This is a genomic window from Clostridium gasigenes (genome assembly GCF_017348895.1).
Taxonomy (GTDB): domain Bacteria; phylum Bacillota; class Clostridia; order Clostridiales; family Clostridiaceae; genus Clostridium; species Clostridium gasigenes.
This window is the reverse complement of sequence record NZ_CP071376.1, coordinates 1,896,944-1,916,620: the sequence shown is the minus strand read 5'-3', so window position 1 is coordinate 1,916,620 and position 19,677 is coordinate 1,896,944. Positions and strand designations below refer to the sequence as shown.

The following is a 19,677-nucleotide window of genomic DNA, read 5'->3' as shown; positions in this document are numbered from 1 at the left end:
AATATTACACCCCTGGGGTGATTAATTCTTAATCTTTATTTTTCGAATAAAGTTCTGCCCATGCTGGGAAAAAACCTGCACTAATAGCAATATTTTGTGAATTTAAATGTGATTCTACTGTACCATAGAATGGTATTTTCCCTCTTTTTAAAACCTCATTTTTTAGAAGTGTAATCAAGTTTGTTCCTATACCCCTGCCTCTATATTCTGGCAGAACATCAATACCTATTTGCCACATAGTTTCACTATCTGCACTTGCCCCTGCCATACCAAGTATCTTATCATCATCAAAAGCAGCAACTGCAATCATATCTGGATGATTCTCATCAAAGGCAAATGCCTCTCCAAATCTATCATCATTCTCAAATTGTGAAATTTCTTTACCTTCATACCATTTCACTGTGGTTTTAGCTTCAATTTCTCTAGCTTTTGCATTTGGTAGATAATAATGATGCACATCAGCTATTTCATGTCCAAACTCTCCTAACTTTTTATCTATTTCTCGCAAATTTGGATATTCAAAAAGCCATGCAGCATTTTTATTTATAAGTTTTTCTTCACACCATGGCATAATTGAAGGTGATGCTGTGATAATTGATTTTCCCCCTAAACAAAGTATCTTCAAAAAGCATCCATCATTATCATAAATACGTCTACCCTCAACAAGCTTATTTTCAACCAAAGTATTTTTTCCCTCTTCAAACCTAGATAGATCACAACTATAATCTAGCCCTAATTGAGCCTTAGCAATTTGTAAAACCTCACTCTTTATGTACATATCTTTCCCCCCATTATAAAGCACTTACTACTAGTGCTCTATTTACTAATACCCTTATTAAAAATTTAATTTTAAATTCTTATATATTTTCCCTATATTAAAAGCTCCCTAATCAAGACCTACAACATTAAATAAATCGGGGAATATCCATTCAATAAGAAAGAATATTGCCAAAACAAGTATAACTGTTAACAATATCAAAATAACTCCTATTATTTTAGTAAATACTTTCTTACTTTTATTACTATCATAATCCGGATTTCTTTTTTTCATAAACTTGATCCAAACATCATTAACGCCCTCTAAAATCACTTCAAATACAAATTCTATAATCAGCTCCATAATTCTTCTCCCATTTTAAATGATATGTCTAACTACTAGAACCTCCAGCCGCAGCTCCTGCTGCTGCAGCAGAAGCCGCTATTTGCATTGCAATAATTATATTTATAACAGCATTTTTCGTAGTTTCAGTAAATGTATTATTAATCTCACTTGTATTCTCTAGGTAAGTTGAACAAGTTATCGATGCTGATATCATACACCTAGTTGCATACCCTAAAGACATAGATCCAAATCCCTTATGCTTTTTCAATTCATCATCAGTTTCTTTTATAGCTAACGCTAGCTCTTTATAATCATCTGTTACCAATATCGCAATACCTAAAATAGGTAATGCATACCCCTTAAGTGGCATGTTAATATTCCTTAATTCCTTATCAAATAAAATAACTTTATTACATTTTTCTTTTGGTGTACCCTCTGCAAAACATAATATATTTGATAAAGCCTGAAGATTATTACCTTTAAAGTATCCATTATTATTTAAAATTTTATAACATTCTTCTATTTCCTCAAAAGTTTTTTCTAAGTTATTTGAGTTTGTAGCTATCATTGCACTAGCCATAACATCATCACTGCTAGTTAAAAAGTAATGGTTTGTTTTCATTCTATCATAAGCTTCCTTAGTTTTTATAATAGCTTCATCAATAGGCAACTTATTCTTATTTGTATATAAATAATGTGCCACTAAAACTAAATAGGTACTTTGAAAAAATTGTTTCTTCAACTTATTGTAAATGTCTAAAATTTCATCGAATGCTTCATTTGGATTATCAAATAAAGATAAATTAACTGCCGTTGTTAATAAATTATAACTTCTAAAATTAGAAATTAATGAGGTTCTATCCTTAATAATATTTCTAGCATTATTAACATTTGAAACATTAATTTCAGAATTTTTCATAGTTAATGTTAATGCATTAGATTTCTTAAACATTCCCATAGCAAAAGTACCATCTACATTTTCAATTTTCTCTGAGTTAAGTATCATTAAATCTAGTTTTCGATTTAACATTTTATCAGCCCCTTAATATTCATAATTGTATTATATGTTATCCAAAAACTTATATCAATACATTTTATAACTTTTTTGTATTTTGTTTAACAATTATACATTTAATTTATATTATTATTTGCAACCAAAATTAATTATAAAACTTTAAGCTATAAATTTTTATTATTTATAAATATTATATGGTCACATAATTAATGAGTTAATCAGTATGTATTTATATTAAATATAAAAATCCATCCTAAGAAACTCATCATATCCTATATAAGTATCTTTACTATAAGTGTCAGTAATCTTAAACCCTGCTTTCTTATAACATTTAATTGCTCTTTTATTAAAAGATCTAACTTCTAAAGATATTTTTTGATTTCCATACCCCACTTTGGATAATTATATACTAAATACTCATCAGCATATTTCCAATTGCATATTTCTTTTACATTATATTCATTTAGTCTACCCAATTTAAAGTTCATAACTTATCTTTATAGAGAGTGTGTATAATAAGTACCCAGCCCGCACTAAATGTCACTTCCTTTCTTTTTATACTATTTATTGTACATAACATGTTAATAATTTTCTTTATAATTGGTTATATAAGAATGTTATGTATCAACAATAACATTACCTACTAGCTTTATTTTTGTATAATATCTATACTTGATATACTACTTCAAAATCTTCAAAAACCACTGGCATATCCTCACTAAACTCATACCCTAGCTGTTTCCCCTCTTCCTTGAAAAAATGAACATGTCCCTCAACCCAAGATTCCAATGTATCATCCTCACCCTCACGCTTACAAATATCATAAGTAATATCTGAAAATGGAATAATTGTTATCTCAGTAGTTTCAATAACACATCGTGGTACACCTTCCCAATCAGTTACAATACTTAAATCACCAACCTTAGGTATACTCTCTCCTTCAATTTCGTAGTTCAATAAACTACTTGCTGTAGCCCTCTTTTGCCCAATTAACACCAAACGTAATAGTTCATTGGCCCATTTTTCAGTTAATTCAAAATGGAATACCTCTAAACACTTTGTTGTTTCATTTCTCTTCGTTTCCCTCAAAAATGTTTCCCAAAACATATCGATCTTTTCTTGTGAATATTTTTCATTTTCCATTACTACTACCTCCATCAAGTTTTATACTAGTTTTTTGTATTATATAAGTAATCTTTACTAAAAATAATCTTACAATTACTACTTTGCTTTATACTTTTTAATTTATCTAATTGCTATCTTAATCGTTTATTTTTATCCTTAAGTTATTCCATCTCAACTAACTGAATAATTAATTCCTAAATCAAAATAATCATCCTTTATAATGCCATAATAATATACATTAACAAATTTATTATTAATGTATGCAAAACTTCTTAAAAGCCCCTCTTGTATAAATCCTGACTTTTCTAAAACTCTTTTCGATGCTTCGTTTCCCGATCCTACTAAAGCTTCTATTCTTTCAACTTTTTCTATTTCAAATAGATATTTTATAAGTGCTTTAGTTATTTCTGTTGTGTAATTATTGCCCCAATATTTAGGAAGTAAGTTATAACCTAACACAACTCTATTATTATCTTTATTAAATGAAAGAATACCAGCTTCCCCTATATATTCGCCAGTAGATTTTAAAAACAACCCTTGAAAGTCACATTTATTTTCAGAGTAATTTTTCAATATTCTACTAAGTGCAATCTCTGCATCTTCTATTTTAGCTGTAGCAACTTTAGTTGAAAATTTCCAAACTAAAGGTTCAGATTTAAGACTACAAATATTCTGTAAATCCTCTTCATTATAATTTTTTAAAATTAATCTTTCAGTTTCTATTTGAATATTCACTTATATCCCCCAAACAATATAAATCTTCTATAGATTTTAATTATAATTTCTATCTAAATTTTTCTAATCTAAAATTCCCTTCATCATCTAATTCTGTTATTCCATCTTTATAATCATATCCCATTTTTTTATAAAATTCACAACCAGTAATTGATGCTGGAATCTCAATTCTCTTTGCTCTTAAAAAGTATTCATCAAGTTCTAATGTTTCTATTATTCTTCTTCCTATCCCTTTATTGTGCACTTCTGGTAGTACAAATATTGTTAAAAGTATACTTTCATCTTCTTTCCCCCAAAAACTTGAAATTGAACCACAGCCAACAATTTTATTATCTATACAAGCAACATACATATGTGCATAACCTGCTATTACTAATACTTTATCTTCATTATAAACTTCCGCTAGACTTTCCATTTCTTCTTTTGGATAATCCTTTGTTAAAACTTCTAAAAAATTTCTGCGCAGGATTTTTGATATTGTAGTTGCATCCTTTTCATCAAATCTTCTTATTTCTAAATTCTCCATATGAGCCTCCTTATTATTTTCAATACCCTCACTACTTTATTACTTTTCTGCTAAAATAGTAAATTCTCCTGGAATATTTGTATTTTCAAAGTTAGGCTGTTCATCAAATTTCTTTAATATAAAGCAACTTTCAATAACTGAGTTTATAATTTCACTAATTGTATAAAATCTTAATAAACAGTCTGGAAAAATTTCTTGTTCTTCTTTATTAAAGAACTTTTTATAGGCTACATCTCCGTTGTGTAATTCAGTGTCAAAATAACTTCCTTGTGCCCCTCCTCCGGTATCCACGCATTTTCTAAAAGGATGAAAGTCACTTAAAATCATCTTACCACCTGGTTTTAATATAGCATAAAGAATGCTCATCAGCTTGGCTATATCATTAAAGTAATGTAATATTCCACCTTCTAAATAAAGAATATCAAAATAATTATTATATCTAACTGTATCAATATTATATAAATCACAAACTATATAATTAATACTAGTGTTTGCACACTCTGCAAGTTCTAAAGCATATTTCTTATTTTCATCTGAAATATCAAAAACAGTTACATTTGCTTCCATTAATGCAAGTGGAATAGCTTTTCTTCCATTAGATCCACAAAGATTAGCTATTTTCTTTTCACTTATGTCTTCAAAATACTTCTGATGATTTTTCAAACATTCTTTTGGATTTTTTAATATTTCTTCAGCCTTTTTATTAGGTTCCCCATCTCTTATATTCCAAAATTCATAAGCTCTATGCTCCCATGCAACTTTATTTAATTTACTTTGTTCACTTATTGCTATCCCCCTATAAATAATACCTTATTCTTCATCCTGAAAAGAATATCTACCATTAGGCAAATCAATTTCATGACCATTTATCTTAATTGTATCCTCATCAACCCAAGTGATAATTGCTTTATTAACATGATAATCATTGTATATACTCTTCTTCTTTTTCTTACCATTTGTTGTTAAATATCCTCTTACCGCCCAATCAGTTGTCATTCCACCATTGATAAGATAAGCCTCTACCTTATATTTACCATCACTAGATTCTGATGATGTTATAAATTCTTCGCTTGGTTTAAACATATATCTTAATGTCTCTATAGAAATTACTAATCCACCTAAAATCACCACTAATATAATTAGTACTGATATAACCACTTTTTTAACTTTACTCATAATTGGTGAATTTATTTTCTTTACCTTCTTATCTTCAAATTTATTTGGATACATATTTATTTCTCCCATATTTTAAAGTTATTAAATAAAATATTTTTAACTTTTTTCTTAAATTAATTATACGCTATTTTGGATATATATTCCACAAATAATATCAATGTTCTATACTACTATTAAAAATATAATCAAAAATAAACTTCACTTAATATTTTTAAAATATGACCAAAAAGAACAATTTAAAATAAGTTATGTTGATACATATAAGCGCTAACCTCACTAACTGTTATGTAATGTGTACTTTAAATAAAATCTAAAAAAAATAAAATTAGGGTATTACACCACTAAAAATATTTATGCTATACTATGAAAGTCAATGCGTTGTTCCGACGGTCATACACTTGTCGTCTATACATCGCATTTTTAAATTTAAGTAAAACCAAGGAGGATATTATGGAAAAATGTATGCCTAGAAATGAAAAAGAGGGCCTGATTTATGGTAGTGTTATATGTGGGTTGACTTGCATATTTATGGCAACTATGAATATTTCTATTCACATGGGTGGAGTGTCCGGAGAAGCTATAGTTACAGTATTAAAAGCATTTCCATTAGTTTTTATAATTGCAATGCTACTTGAAAAGTTTATTGTAGGGAAGATAGCTGATAAACTAGTTAATGTTTTTAGCTTACCAACAGATAGTTTAAATGCTCATATTCTGTTTAGGACATTTTTTACCGTTATTGGTATGTCCATTATTATGACAACTGTGGGAGGAATTTTAGCAACTGGATTCAGCCTGGAAGTCATTAAAGAGTTTCCAATTTCCTGGCCACGCAACTTTTGTGTAGTTATATTTTTGGAACTACTTATTGTACAGCCTATCGCAAGAAGTGTTATGATAAGAATGCATGAAAGCCAAGAAAAATATCAGATCACGAATGAAACTAATTTAGATTAAAATGATTCGGATTATAGGTTAAGTGCATTGATATAGAAATATTTTGAGCAATTAACAATCTTCTATTACTACCAAACAAGACCAGCAAATTATTTGCTGGTCTTTATATTACTTAAGCTGTTATATAAGGAGTGTTTCTCCATTTATACACATTTGTTATTATACCAATTGAAAATATATTAATTATTAATGCAGTTCCACCATAGCTAATAAAAGGCAAGCTTATAGCAAATGCTGGAGCAAGATTTAAGTTCATTAATATGTTTAATAAAAATTGTGTTGCAAATAATGAACAAAGACCACTTACTATTAACTTTCCATATTTATCTTTAGTATTTACTCCTATAAATCCAATTCTTATTATAAATGCTAAAACTAAAGCTATTAATATTATTCCAACAATCCAGCCAAAGGTATATATTATATAAGTAAGAATATAATCTGAATTAGCTAACGGTAATACATCTAAAGCATAATTTCCGCCCTGTCCAAATAGCCCTGCGGATTTTCTTAACATATATATCTGATTATATATCCATCCTACATCATAGGGGTCATCTATAGGTCTAAGGAAAGCCGTAATTCTAGCTCTATTATATGCAGTTTGAAAAATAACTGCTGTAAATGCCATACCTAAAGTTCCTAAAGAAATAATTACATATCTTAATTTAATACCAGAAATTATCATTAATGTAGTAACTGCTATTGTATAAATAACTAGACTCGTTACTGATGGGGCAACTAAAAAAATTAACCCTGGACCAAAACCTAATGCAAACCCTATTAATATATTTTTTAGGCTACTCCAGTCGTAGTTTTCATAAATTCCTGCTAGTGAAAGTGTTAATAAAATTGGGGCAATATACAAAACATTAAATGACATTACACCAATTCTTACCCAACCCATAGTGCCATTCACAACTGGGCAAACACTAAATCCAATTATAGAAATAATTATTGCTCCTATATAAATATACTTAGAATATTTCTTTAAACTTCTATAATCTATTTTTGAAATACCCATTACCACTGCAATCCCAATAATTAGATAAAGACCATTCCTTATAATATACTTTTTAGATATTTCACCTAAATAATGTCCACTTGAAGAAGCATTTATCCCCATAAATCCTAATGTAAATATACTAAAAAGAATAAACATACTAGTCATTCGTAATAAGATCCAATCTGGTGCTGCTTTATGAACTTTATTTAAGCTACTACCAATAACATCAAAAGATCCCATTTGAAGAAGTGCCTGATTAATAGCCTCCTCTTCTGATTTTCCTCTTTCTATATATTCTTCTACTATTTCATATATATGACCTAATAATTCTTCTTTTATATTTTCATGTACTTTTTTATTTTTAACTAGCCCACAAACATTATTAACATATTCATCCACCATTTTATTATCTATTGATTGCATAACTCTCCCTCCCCTAAAACCTCATTAACTGTTGAGCTAAATAATTTCCACTCACTTTCTTTTTCTTTAAGTATGTTTGCCCCGGATTCTGTTATTTTGTAATATTTCCTTTTACGTTTACCTTCACCACAATCCCAATAAGATTCTATAAAATTTTCATTTTCAAGTCCATGAAGTATTGGATAAAGTGTACCTTCCTTAAAAGAAAATATCCCTTTAGATCTAACTTCAATCTCTTTAATCATCTCATACCCATACATTTCTTTACGATTTAGTAAGCTTAATATTAATATTGTAGTGCTTCCTTTTAATAATTCTTTATTAATCTTCATAAATTCACTCCCTTACATAGATTTGATATACCTCGGTTATCTATGTATATAATATCAAAGTATTTTCCCACTGTAAAGATAATTTTTATAAATATATCCAATATTTCCACATATTAATTTTTCTATTCTTTCACTCTTACTTCACCTTCTGTTAGTTACATGTCAAACTCTTTCTTCTAACTCTTTATATTCTCTAAGTATTACATCTAAAAAATACTCTAACCAAATCTCAATTTAATTATAAACATACTCATTAATACTTCAAATGAGTATATTTATTTTAAAATGAGTATATTAAAACAGAATAAACCTTATCATTTAGAATTAAATGATAAGGTTTATTCTAGGTTAACATTCATTAGTTTATAAAATATATTAATTTTATTTTTGTAAATTTAAATTTTTTCACTAAGTGAATCCACATAATCCTTTGCTTCTTTTAAACCAAGTCCAGTAACTATTCTATATTTTTTAATTGCTTTAATTTTTTTACCTTCTTTAATTAGATTTTTTAATTCAACATCAATATTTTCTACAACTGCATCAGATATTACAATTTTATTAGATTTACTAAGTGAATCCACATAATCCTTCGCCTCTTTTAAACCAAGTCCAGTAACTATTCTATATCTTTTAATTGCTTTAATCTTTTTACCTTCTTCAATTAGGTTTTTTAATTCAACATCAATATTTTCTAGCATTGTATCAGATACTGCACTTTGATCAAATTTATTAAGTGAATCCACGTAATCCTTCGCTTCTTTTAAACCAAGTCCAGTAACTATTCTATATTTTTTAATTGCTTTAATTTTTTCACCTTGTTCAATTAGGTTTTTTAATTCAATATTCATATTTTCTAACACTATATCAGATACTACAATTTTATTAGATTTATCTTTGCTTTTATACTGAATTATGCTTAAAACAAGATATAATACTCCTATAAACAGAAACATATATCCATTAAAAGACTTTTTTTCAATTGTTGACATTATACCTGCAAATGTAAAACAAACACCTGCAAATAAAAACATTTTCCATTTTTTTGATTCCAACACTAATTCCTCCTATATTAGAACTTTTATAAAAAATTATCTTAAAATAAGAATACTGGTCTGCTCTTTATCTGGAGATGCCTAAAATATAAATTTTAAGGCTTCATAGATCACCATTTATAAATCCATGTATAAACCCTTTGAAAAAGTCTTGAGCCATATAACCCAAACATATTAAAATTAAAACTACTCCTATAGAAATAAATATCTTATTATTTTTCTTATTTCCAATAACAATAAGCACAATTGATAATATCACTCCAATTAAAGTAATAATATCTCTCATATTTTTCACCGCCTTCTAAAATTGGATAATCAATAGATTACCTGCTTGTTTTTAAAATCCTAATGTTGCGACTTCTACATCTTATTAATTTCCGTTTTAAGGCTGCTCTTATATATATTAATAAGGTCACTTACAAGTATTCCATCAATTTTCATTCCCTCTATATTACAATTACAAATAGATAAATCCTGTAAATTTGAATCAACAATTCTGCTACTTCTTAATTCGCATCGTTCCATTATAAGTGGTGCTTTTTGTTCTTCAAATCCTAAATTAGTATCATGTATATAAGCATCTGCCAATGAAACATGACAAATTTCTATTTTATTCATATTAGAATCACCTAATACTGCATTACTCATATTTACATTAGTAAATCGTGTATTGGACAAATTAGAATTCTGATATATTCCACTTTCCAAATTCATATTAGTAAATCCGGAATCCCTCATGTTAACGTCATATATATCAACATTCTGCATATTACATTGGATAAAATTTTGGTTGCTAAAATCTTCATCTGAGTTAAATCTATTTATCTCTTTGATTGGTTCACTTATTGTCTTACAATAATATCTTTCATCTTCATCCTCTCCTATTTTCTCATACCCGTTTTTTTCATAAAATTTATGATTCCTGATACTTTTCTGAATTGTATCAAGTGTCCATAGCCTCACCATTGGATACATTCCTTCTATAAGAGTAATAACTTTCGACCCTATACCCTTATTCTGAAATGTTGGTTCTATGTAGAAACGGTCAACTCTTGCGTGTTCTCTTCCTGTATATGATATAAGTAAAACACCTGCAAGAATATCATCATACATTATTTTGTAATATTTTTTATCCCACATATGATATTTTTGCATATTAATAGAATCATAACCCGGTATAAAAGGTCGCTCATCATTATCATACCATCTATCAGTTTCATCTCTTTCAATTTCAACCATCATATTTCTTATTTGTTTTGCATCAGTTTCTAATGCAACTTGTAATCTTATTATTTCATTCATTCTTTCTCTCCCCCCCTAATTTCAAAATCATCCAAATTACCTAACTTTAACTAATTACTATCATTTAAAATATAAAATCATTTAATCGATAAATAATTTTAGATTGTTAACACTTCTTCTTTTTCACAAATTCCCACATAATTAATCCGAATAGGGTACCACCAACCAATGGAAATATTAACAAATTAATTATAAAACTTCTTAAGGAGTGAGTTTCAGAATTAAACAATAGCTTTAATATAGACACTATAATAATTGTAGGAATTCCCCATCCTACAATTCCATATTTTAAGATATAGTTTTTTCTTCCCAAATTTTTTATCTCATTAAAAGTTTTAAAGTTTCTATTATTAGAAACAACTTCCCCTTCAGATAAATAATCTAAATATACACATTTGTTAGGAACAAAAATATATAACAAAGCTAAAAACCGTCTTCTACCCTCTATTTTACTGCCACATTTCAATTTCACCTCTTGTTCCTCAGTGAAATTTATGTTTAACTTTTTACTTTTACACCAATCAATTTTCATATAGATTTCATGATTACCTTTTGAAACTTCTATTGTCTTTTTTTCACTATCACTGATTGTATTAATTTTTTGTCCATCTACATATATTTCATAGTTTCTCATATTATTAGTGTATTGAGATGTCCTATAAATTATTATTTTCGACATATATACACACCCCTTAATTCATATTGATTCTTTTCTTTTCAAAAATATTACATCCATAAACGAAGTGCCAGATGCCAAGCCAAATGCAATAGACACATTTTTAGATGGTCTAAAAAAATAATCAGTTCCATAACCTAAAGATCGCAATAAGATAAATGTAATTTCCATAATAAGGGCCATTAATTTTATGAATTTAATAACCTTTTAATATTGCATCTTACTTCATTTGGCAGATGTCCAGTTAATGCTCTGTCTAATAATTCTGGTTTCTTTATTCCATTTAACAACAGATAATCTTCTATCATCTTAACCTTTATTTCCCTATTAGGAATCAACTGATATATAAAATACCAATCTTCTAATGAAGTTAAGTGTATATCTATATCATTAATTTGGATAGTTTTCGAAATTGATTTTTCATCAAAAATATATTTATATATTCCTTCACTATGGTTAATACGCAAGCCCGACATAACATCAACTTCAAAACCATTTATAACATATTCATAAAAATATTCTGTGGAGTAATTATCAGACTTTTCCCATAGCCTTTTTTCTCCCATGTTTTTTAGAATTTTATCTGCTTTTTCAATATTTTTTACATCTACTAAAATATCAATATCATTAGGTTTATCAATAAATCCATAATGATTTAATAGCATAGAAGCCCCCAGACCCCATAGAACACCACCTTCATTAAGCTTTTGCCCTATATCCCTTAAAGTATCAAACATTCTCATGCTCCTCTCTAATTATCATAATATATCCACTACTAATTACTGTTATTGTTTACCTTCTAATTTATTAAAAATAACATCTATCTTTTTATTTATCTCTTTATTTCTGTTAATAAATTTTTTAACACCTTGTATTCCTTTATATCCCACTATTGCAATTGCAACTAATAAAGCAAAATTAATAACTGTACAACTAATAATTAAATAATTTAATTCCATATAAAATTCCTCCTATATTTTTAAATTTCCAATTATAATATAGCAATTATACCATATTATTCTATTTTTTTAAAATTGACTTAATCAAATTCCTTTCAACTATTTATAATTAATAGCAATCATTATTTATCTGAATTATTCCTATTCCTGTTATTATACAAATTATATATTAATGAAAAAGTTGCATTATAAATTGCTTAAGTATAGTATAATTACTATGCTTAAGATATTTATATATATTTATAAACATAATCATGAGATGAAATTTGGAGGTTTTAAAATGAAAAAAAGATTAATATTACTTATTATTATAACTACGGTATCTCTTTCAGTAGTTGTAGGTTGTTCAAAAGCTAAGGATACTAGTGAGGATACTACTACTAATTCTGAAACCCAAGAGAAGGATGATTCAGCGAAAGAAACTCCTACAGAAACTGCTGAGGTTGTAGAACCTACAGAGCCTACTGAAACACCTACAACTCCTACTGAAGTTGTGGAACCAGTAGAACCTTCAGCAACTACTGATGAGGCTATTGCCACTACTAAAGATCCTGTTAAAGATCTATTTACTAGTGCTATAAACAAACTTTATAATACTGATTATAGTACTCAAAAAAACAAGGATTTAGCTAAAGAATTTGCTCAGAAAAATTTCTCAGAAAAAGGTGCTGAAAATATTACTAAAAATATAAATGAATATAATTCAAGCTTTACTTCTTCTGAATTATTAATAACAAACGTAAAAGAAATTCAATCTGAAAATGCTAATTATCCAAAAGCATATGAAATTATATATAATGTTGTAATAACTTCTGGAAAGCCATCATCTTATTCTGACTTAATAGGTATAGTTCTAGAAGACAGCAATGGAAAATTATTTATTGATTCATTAAGCGAAAATAATTTCTAAATTTACCAATTAGATTCTATATAATAAAAATCCCTAAATAAGTTATTTAGGGATTTTTATTTAGGAATAGTAAAATAAATAAATAATTAAAGATTCTTAAAACAGATTTACTATTTTACTATTTAATAAATGTATTATTTTTCTATTTATCAAAGGCTTTTCTAGTATGTTATTGCATGTATATTCAAGGTCTCCTAAACTCATTTCTATTTCCGACTCTACAAACTCCTCAAAATCCCAACCTATAGTTTTTTTGATAAAGCTATAAATATCTTTACCCTGGTTGAAAAATTTAATAAATGCCTTGCTTTTTGGCTCTTCATTCCAATATTCATTAAAATCCACAACAAATTTATTTATGCCTAAAAGTATCTCTTCATTACTTTTATTCCATAAATCCTCTAAATAGTAATAATAAGATTCCATTTTTGTACTTCTGATACAATTACCATTATATTTATTTATTTCATTAACTACTATGCTAAATTTGGAAATAGGAGTTAAAAATTCATTCTCTTTTTTATCAAATAAATTAAAATAGACAGTTGGAATGAATACATACTGTAAAAATCCCAAAAAACTATTTACGTCAGGATATACAACCCAACCCATTTTTAAAATATCCTTTTCTAAATTAAAAATACCGGTGTATACTATAATAGATTTATCAGTTATATTATTATCTTCAAAATAACCTTGCCATAAATTATTATCATTTATTATTTTATTTTCCCAATATAAATATTCTCCATAGCATTTTTTTATTTTATTTCCTTCTATTTCTTTATTCATGATGACCATCTCCTTAATACCATATGTTTTATAAATTTTATCCGTATATATCAAAGGGGACATTCATCCCCTCTAATAAAAATACATTTATATAAGAGACGTCATTTTTAATATATGTTAAAGCTTTGAATAGTATTCAACAACTAAAACATCATTTATTTCTATTGGAATCTCTTCTCTTTCAGGATATCTTACTAATTTACCTGAAAAATCATTTTCACTTTTTTCTAAATAAGAATAGCTATTTAAGATGTTTGAAAGAAAATTTTCTTTAAATAGTTCATTTTTTTGTGATTTTTCTCTTAAGGAAACTACTTTCCCTATGTTTACATTATAAGATGGTATATTAACTTTGCTTCCATTAACTAATATGTGTCCATGAACTACCATTTGTCTTGCTTGCCTTATTGATGATGCAAACCCTAATCTATAAACTATATTATCTAATCTACACTCTAATTTCTTTATTAAAGCATATCCTGCCTTTTCATTTGAGTTTAATGCTTTTTTAGCATAGTTCTTAAATTGTTTTTCCATTACTCCATAATAAGCTCTTAACCGTTGCTTTTCTAATAGTTGCTTACCATAATCTGAAAGCTTTTTATCTGCTCTACATTGCCCATTTCCAAAACGTTTCATTGCCTTTGGATTTCCTGTAACATTTAATCCTAGCCTTCTACACTGTTTAAATCTAGGACCCATCATTTTTGCCATAAATATCATCTCCTAATAAGATTTGCCGCAATAATTTATGCCCTAAATTTATAGTAACATATTTTCTTATACTTGTAAATGATAATGATTATCATAATTATCATTGTTTTTAAATTAATATATTTTATTATACGAATTTGCCAAATAGTAAAAAAGAAACAATATACACGTAGATAATAAATAAATAGTTAAGGTATCTCCAAATAAAAAAATCCCTAAATAAGACTAAAACTTATTTAGGGATTTCTATTTATTTTATGATGCCTTATATAAGTCATCATAAAATGTAAAATATTACACCCCAGGGGTGCATTAAATATTAAACATTGTAGAATTCTGTGAATGCTTTTATAGTATAAGTATTATCTTTAACTGCTGCAAGTTCTCTTATTGAGTGCATTCCAAGTACTGGCGCTCCCATATCAATAACTGGTATTGTAAGGTTTGCAGCTGTTACTGGACCTATTGTTGTTCCACCTCTAACATCTGATCTATTAACAAATTTTTGGGATGGAACTCCTGCTTTTTTGCATACTTCTGTAAATATTGCAGCATTGAAACTATCTGTACTATAGCTTCCAGCAGCTGCTATTTTAAGAACAGGACCACCTTCTAATACTGGTTTATTTGTTAAATCATGCTTTTCTGGTAAGTTTGGATGAACTGCATGAGCTAAATCTGCTGATATCATCACTGAGTTTGATAATGTTCTATAGAAATCTTCTTTATCTTTTCCAAGAGCTAAAGTTATTCTTTCTAAAGTATGAATTAATAGGTTTGAACTAGCCCCTTGAGCTGTTAAGTTACCTATTTCTTCGTTATCTATACAAACCATAACCTTAGTTGCTTTATTTGATTTACTATCAACTAAAGCTTTAGTTCCTGCATAAACCATCCACATATCATCAAGTCTTGCTGAAGAAATTAATTCTTCGTTCATTCCTATTAAACAGCCTTTTTCATATTCATAAAGCGCTAAATCAAATCCTAAAATTTCTTCTGAGTTTACATTTAGTTCTTCTGCTATTAATTTAAGTAGATGTCCATCTTTTTCAAATTTTTCATTAATTAAACCTAATAAAGGAAGTGTATCTTTTTGCTTGTTTATAGCATATCCTTCATTAACTTCTCTATTCATATGAATTGCAAGGTTTGGAATTATCATTAAAGGTTTATTTATGTTAATAAGTTTCACTTCTGGTTTCAAAACTGAAGCTCCTTTTATTGTAACCTTGCCTGCTATACTAAGTGGTCTATCATACCAAGTGTTTAGTATTGGTCCACCATATCCTTCTGTATTTAATTTTAAATATTTACCTTCTGTTGTCATTTCCGGGTTCGGTTTAATTCTAAACCCTGGAGTATCTGTATGTGCTCCTATAAGTCTGAATCCATCTTCTACTACATCTCCGTTCCCTACAACAAAGGCTATAATTGCTGAATCATTTTTTACAGTGTAATATTTACCATCTTTTTTCAAATTCCATTTATCCGATTCCTTAACTTCACTAAATCCATTTGCATCAAGAAGCTGACGAACCTTAACAACCCCATGATAAGCTGATGGACTTTCATATATAAAATCCAATAATTCTAAAGCTGATTTTTTCTCCATTTTATATTCCTCCTAATGTTCTTTTATCCATATATATATATTGACTATTACTTATAACTTGTTATATTAAAAATTAAAGTACTAGTTTAATTATATCATTTTCGATAATTAAAACAAATTTTTCTATCAGCAAATCACTTTTTATTTGATTAATTTATGTTTATCTGATGTTTTCTTAACTTTAGAAAGTAGTAATATTGTTTGAATCATAGTAAATATAAGGGATGTATTTCTTCTATATGCCATATATCTATTCTCCCATGTATCTGCATATTTTTCTTTAAAACTCTTAAGACCTTTAAATGAATAAAAATGCTGTCCATGTAAATAAACTTGATATGCAACCTTTTCACTTACAAATGAATATTTAGATATCCCTACATTAGAAAGTGGCGCCATTCCCATATTAAATTTACTAAATCCATTTTCTTTACCATATTTAAATAAATTTACAAACATAAAATCCATAACTCCATTAAAGGGACATTTTGAAAATCGCATTAAATCAATAGATAACGTTTCATTATTATCATACATAGATATTATGTTAGCAAAGCCTTTTATTATACCCTCTTTATCCTTAATTAATGCTAATTCTCCTCTATTTAAGTAATCTTCATCAAAGAATCCTATAGAAAACCCCTTTTCTTTTCTACCTCCAAGCCACTCATCTGATACACTTTTTATTTGCGCCATAACATCGCATGTAAATGGTGGACTAATAACAGAAAAAGTATATTCTTGCCTTTCTGCTCTTGTTACTGCATTTCTTATAGTTTTTCTTTTGCTACCATTTAAGGTGAAATCATTTTTAATATCCACATTTGCATCTTCGCCTAATTTTATAAATTGATACCCAGTTGCATGAAGATAAGGTATCATGCTACTATCTATTGCAGTAAATACTGGTGTGTACCCATAACTATCAGCTAAATCATAAAATTCTTGTATAAAACTAAAGAATTTACTTTCATCTCCAACTGGATTTCCAAGTATAACAATTTTATCTGCATATATTTGGTACTGCAACATTACATCACTATCTTTGTTTATATACACAAACTTATCATTTAAAAATATATAATGACTTACTTGTGTTCCCTTATACTTTTCAAGAATTACTTTTACTCTATCCTCACATTCACTTAGTTCCATTCTAGGAAATTTATTAAACCTACTTAAATAATGTATTACTCCTAAAAATATTAAAGCTGCAGTAAACCCAATAAAACTTATTAATAATATCCTAATTGCATGATGTCTCGTAAAGTTCTCATACTGTGAAACTATAGGAAATCTCTTTGTAAATCCCCTTAAGTTTACATAAGCTACTCTTAAATAAACTCCTTGAAAAAATAATAGTATTATAAGATCCTGTAATATCTTTCCCCAGGTCATTATAAAACTTTCTCTATAAAATCTCTTTTTACTAAACCACAATGTAATTGCAACTAAAGTTAAATAAGTTGCTTCTTCATAATCAATACCTTTTAATAAAGATAATATAGCTCCAAGTATTACTAAAATTATTGTTAACTTATAAATTCTTTTAGATTTATAATTAATTGCCATAGAAACTGCAATTAATAAGAATCCTATTATTATTGATAAATCTTGCGATATATGAATAACAGAGAAATTAAACATTTTACGCAATAATACTACTCTTTCAATTATCCCCGGAATAGCTTCTGATACTAATAAAACTGAACCCGCTAGTAAAACTAAAATTACTAAAATAAAGTGAAAAATTCTAGATATTACAGATTCTATAGTATCTCTTAAATCATTATCAATATGTATATATAATTCATGTAGATACATAACTCCACCTATAATCAAAGGTACTATATAATAGCTAACACGATATAAAACTATAACTAATAATATTTTTTCTGATGGTACATTATATTTCTCAAGACCAATTAATAATATTAGATCAAATGTACCAATTCCACTTGGAACCATACTTATCATAGCTACAACAACTGCACTAACAAATATAGGGAAAACCTCCCCTAGCGACACCCCACATCCAAGTACAACTAGTATTCCATAAATTAATCCTACTGTTGCTGTCCATTCGAATAATGATATAAATATTATTTTAAATGTATATATTGTTTGACTTTTATTTTTATATTTGAAGTATTTGTATATTAAATATATAAGTATTATAGGTAAATACATTGCTAAGCAAACAATTGCTACTTTTACTAAATTTAACGGTTTTAAACTTTTAATATTAAATATAGTATAAATAAAACAAACTACGGAAAATCCTGTTAGGTTTAATGCAACATTTTTTAATACCGCTTTAACTAAAGCTTTCTTATCCTTAACATATTTTCCATAAAAATTACTTTTTAAAGCTATAGCTGAGGCTCCTCCAAGTCCAACTACACTAGATACAGAACTAGCTATCCAAGAATACTTGTATAGCTTTTTATTTTTCAACTTTATTCCAATATTCTTCTTTAATGCTAAATCATAAAGTGTAAGTGGGAAAAATGCAATTATTCCTAAAGTCAAAATAATTGCTATATGCCCTAACGTTAACTCACTTGCATATATAGCAAATGTATCCTTATTAAAATTACGTATAATACCACTAAATTCTTTAATTACTAGCCCTAAAACTATTAATATAAATATTATTTTTAACCATAATTTCATTTTATTATTTAATCTTAATTTCATGTTTTTCCTCCATTTTCGTTTTTTTCTAACTAATTATAATATCATTTACTATAATATATTCTAATTAACTCTCTTTCTTAAATTCACCTTAATTTTCACCTAAATCATCTTCAAAAAAGTTTACTTAATATCAATTTCCTTAATACTTCTTAAATTAGTATATCCAATGTTACTAACCCTAAGCATTCGCCAATTTCAAATCATAAAATATATTATACATGTCTTATATATTTTATGATTAATTTTTTTGTTGATATGGTCGTTGAATCTATATCTATTATTGCTGATACTTTCAATAATTTATCTGATGCTACCTCTTCTGTCATTACTATAGCCGGTTTTAAATTTTGGTTAGTGATTTACAAGAAATGATATTATGAAAATACACAATGTCATTGATAATGCAAAAAAGAAGTATCAAAAAAACTTAATCTTCACTTAGTTATACACATAGATCCAATTTGTGTAGTTACAGCTGAAATTAAAGAAATTAAAACTTCTATAAAGGAAGTTCATTCTGATTATAATGGTGTTATAACTGTAGATTATGATTATAT

22 protein-coding genes and 2 pseudogenes are annotated in these 19,677 nt (G+C 27.4%); 2 read left to right on the top strand and 22 right to left on the bottom strand.

All coding sequences use genetic code 11. From position 1 onward, the window contains the following. Positions 1–28: 28 nt before the first annotated feature. The 9 genes from J1C67_RS09105 to J1C67_RS09065 all read right to left on the bottom strand — a co-directional run bounded on the left by J1C67_RS09105 (position 29) and on the right by J1C67_RS09065 (position 5,733). Positions 29–778 carry a GNAT family N-acetyltransferase gene (locus tag J1C67_RS09105; RefSeq protein WP_167867518.1) on the bottom strand — a complete coding sequence of 250 codons (750 nt, stop codon included), beginning with the start codon at positions 776–778 and terminating at the stop codon, positions 29–31. 108 nt (positions 779–886) lie between these two features. Next, positions 887–1,120, bottom strand: a complete 234-nt coding sequence (locus tag J1C67_RS09100; protein WP_167867519.1) for a hypothetical protein — start codon at positions 1,118–1,120, stop codon at positions 887–889. A gap of 28 nt (positions 1,121–1,148) precedes the next feature. Further along, entirely contained in the window at positions 1,149–2,132 is a 984-nt protein-coding gene (locus tag J1C67_RS09095; RefSeq protein WP_167867520.1) for a DUF4003 family protein, read from the bottom strand. Positions 2,133–2,479: 347 nt separating this feature from the next. Beyond that, entirely contained in the window at positions 2,480–2,605 is a 126-nt protein-coding gene (locus J1C67_RS19660) for a hypothetical protein (protein WP_279286205.1), read from the bottom strand. Between the two features lie 178 nt (positions 2,606–2,783). After that, positions 2,784–3,275: an ASCH domain-containing protein gene (locus J1C67_RS09085; protein ID WP_216224388.1), complete on the bottom strand. Its 492-nt coding sequence runs from the start codon at positions 3,273–3,275 to the stop codon at positions 2,784–2,786. A 138-nt stretch (positions 3,276–3,413) separates the two neighbouring features. Then, on the bottom strand, positions 3,414–3,977 hold the full coding sequence (locus J1C67_RS09080) for a GNAT family N-acetyltransferase (RefSeq protein WP_089966690.1): 564 nt from the start codon (positions 3,975–3,977) through the stop codon (positions 3,414–3,416). Between the two features lie 49 nt (positions 3,978–4,026). Further along, positions 4,027–4,503, bottom strand: a complete 477-nt coding sequence (locus J1C67_RS09075; protein ID WP_167867521.1) for a GNAT family N-acetyltransferase — start codon at positions 4,501–4,503, stop codon at positions 4,027–4,029. A gap of 39 nt (positions 4,504–4,542) precedes the next feature. Next, positions 4,543–5,166 (bottom strand): class I SAM-dependent methyltransferase, encoded by a 624-nt coding sequence (locus J1C67_RS09070; protein ID WP_207713950.1) that lies wholly within the window; start codon positions 5,164–5,166, stop codon positions 4,543–4,545. Positions 5,167–5,313: 147 nt separating this feature from the next. Then, positions 5,314–5,733 (bottom strand): DUF5412 family protein, encoded by a 420-nt coding sequence (locus J1C67_RS09065; RefSeq protein WP_243176864.1) that lies wholly within the window; start codon positions 5,731–5,733, stop codon positions 5,314–5,316. A gap of 396 nt (positions 5,734–6,129) precedes the next feature. Here J1C67_RS09065 and J1C67_RS09060 point away from each other — a divergent pair, with 396 nt between their 5' ends. Beyond that, entirely contained in the window at positions 6,130–6,636 is a 507-nt protein-coding gene (locus J1C67_RS09060; RefSeq protein WP_167867522.1) for a DUF2798 domain-containing protein, read from the top strand. Positions 6,637–6,748: 112 nt separating this feature from the next. Here J1C67_RS09060 and J1C67_RS09055 read toward each other — a convergent pair whose 3' ends face one another. The 9 genes and pseudogenes from J1C67_RS09055 to J1C67_RS09020 form a co-directional block, all read right to left on the bottom strand. Further along, complete coding sequence (locus tag J1C67_RS09055; protein WP_167867523.1) at positions 6,749–8,065, bottom strand: FtsW/RodA/SpoVE family cell cycle protein; 1,317 nt, start codon at positions 8,063–8,065, stop codon at positions 6,749–6,751. Further along, positions 8,053–8,397, bottom strand: a complete 345-nt coding sequence (locus J1C67_RS09050) for a PadR family transcriptional regulator (RefSeq protein ID WP_089966706.1) — start codon at positions 8,395–8,397, stop codon at positions 8,053–8,055. The genes J1C67_RS09055 and J1C67_RS09050 overlap by 13 nt, the downstream gene beginning before the upstream one ends. A 395-nt stretch (positions 8,398–8,792) precedes the next feature. Beyond that, positions 8,793–9,071: pseudogene (locus tag J1C67_RS09045) on the bottom strand (ribosomal protein L7/L12); the annotation flags it as partial. A 12-nt stretch (positions 9,072–9,083) separates the two neighbouring features. Then, positions 9,084–9,455, bottom strand: a pseudogene (locus J1C67_RS19420) (ribosomal protein L7/L12); the annotation flags it as partial. A 100-nt stretch (positions 9,456–9,555) separates the two neighbouring features. Continuing rightward, positions 9,556–9,738 carry a hypothetical protein gene (locus tag J1C67_RS09040; protein WP_089966708.1) on the bottom strand — a complete coding sequence of 61 codons (183 nt, stop codon included), beginning with the start codon at positions 9,736–9,738 and terminating at the stop codon, positions 9,556–9,558. Positions 9,739–9,812: 74 nt separating this feature from the next. Continuing rightward, positions 9,813–10,754, bottom strand: a complete 942-nt coding sequence (locus J1C67_RS09035; RefSeq protein WP_167867524.1) for a GNAT family N-acetyltransferase — start codon at positions 10,752–10,754, stop codon at positions 9,813–9,815. Positions 10,755–10,860: 106 nt separating this feature from the next. Continuing rightward, entirely contained in the window at positions 10,861–11,433 is a 573-nt protein-coding gene (locus tag J1C67_RS09030; RefSeq protein ID WP_167867525.1) for a hypothetical protein, read from the bottom strand. Positions 11,434–11,618: 185 nt separating this feature from the next. Beyond that, positions 11,619–12,167 carry a nucleotidyltransferase family protein gene (locus J1C67_RS09025; RefSeq protein ID WP_167867526.1) on the bottom strand — a complete coding sequence of 183 codons (549 nt, stop codon included), beginning with the start codon at positions 12,165–12,167 and terminating at the stop codon, positions 11,619–11,621. 48 nt (positions 12,168–12,215) lie between these two features. After that, positions 12,216–12,389, bottom strand: a complete 174-nt coding sequence (locus J1C67_RS09020; protein ID WP_167867527.1) for a hypothetical protein — start codon at positions 12,387–12,389, stop codon at positions 12,216–12,218. A 280-nt stretch (positions 12,390–12,669) separates the two neighbouring features. Between J1C67_RS09020 and J1C67_RS09015 the strand changes: the two genes are divergently transcribed. Next, entirely contained in the window at positions 12,670–13,299 is a 630-nt protein-coding gene (locus tag J1C67_RS09015; RefSeq protein WP_167867528.1) for a hypothetical protein, read from the top strand. Between the two features lie 96 nt (positions 13,300–13,395). Here the strand turns inward: J1C67_RS09015 and J1C67_RS09010 are convergent, their stop codons facing one another. From J1C67_RS09010 to mprF, 4 genes are all read right to left on the bottom strand, one after another. Continuing rightward, the gene (locus J1C67_RS09010) at positions 13,396–14,091 is read right to left on the bottom strand and encodes a hypothetical protein (RefSeq protein WP_167867529.1); all 696 of its coding nucleotides are present in this window, start codon (positions 14,089–14,091) and stop codon (positions 13,396–13,398) included. A 117-nt stretch (positions 14,092–14,208) separates the two neighbouring features. Continuing rightward, entirely contained in the window at positions 14,209–14,805 is a 597-nt protein-coding gene (gene rpsD / locus J1C67_RS09005; protein ID WP_089966725.1) for a 30S ribosomal protein S4, read from the bottom strand. A 319-nt stretch (positions 14,806–15,124) separates the two neighbouring features. Next, positions 15,125–16,420: a M18 family aminopeptidase gene (locus J1C67_RS09000; protein WP_167867530.1), complete on the bottom strand. Its 1,296-nt coding sequence runs from the start codon at positions 16,418–16,420 to the stop codon at positions 15,125–15,127. Positions 16,421–16,561: 141 nt separating this feature from the next. Next, positions 16,562–19,120, bottom strand: a complete 2,559-nt coding sequence (gene mprF, locus J1C67_RS08995; protein WP_167867531.1) for a bifunctional lysylphosphatidylglycerol flippase/synthetase MprF — start codon at positions 19,118–19,120, stop codon at positions 16,562–16,564. Between the last annotated feature and the right edge of the window lie 557 nt (positions 19,121–19,677).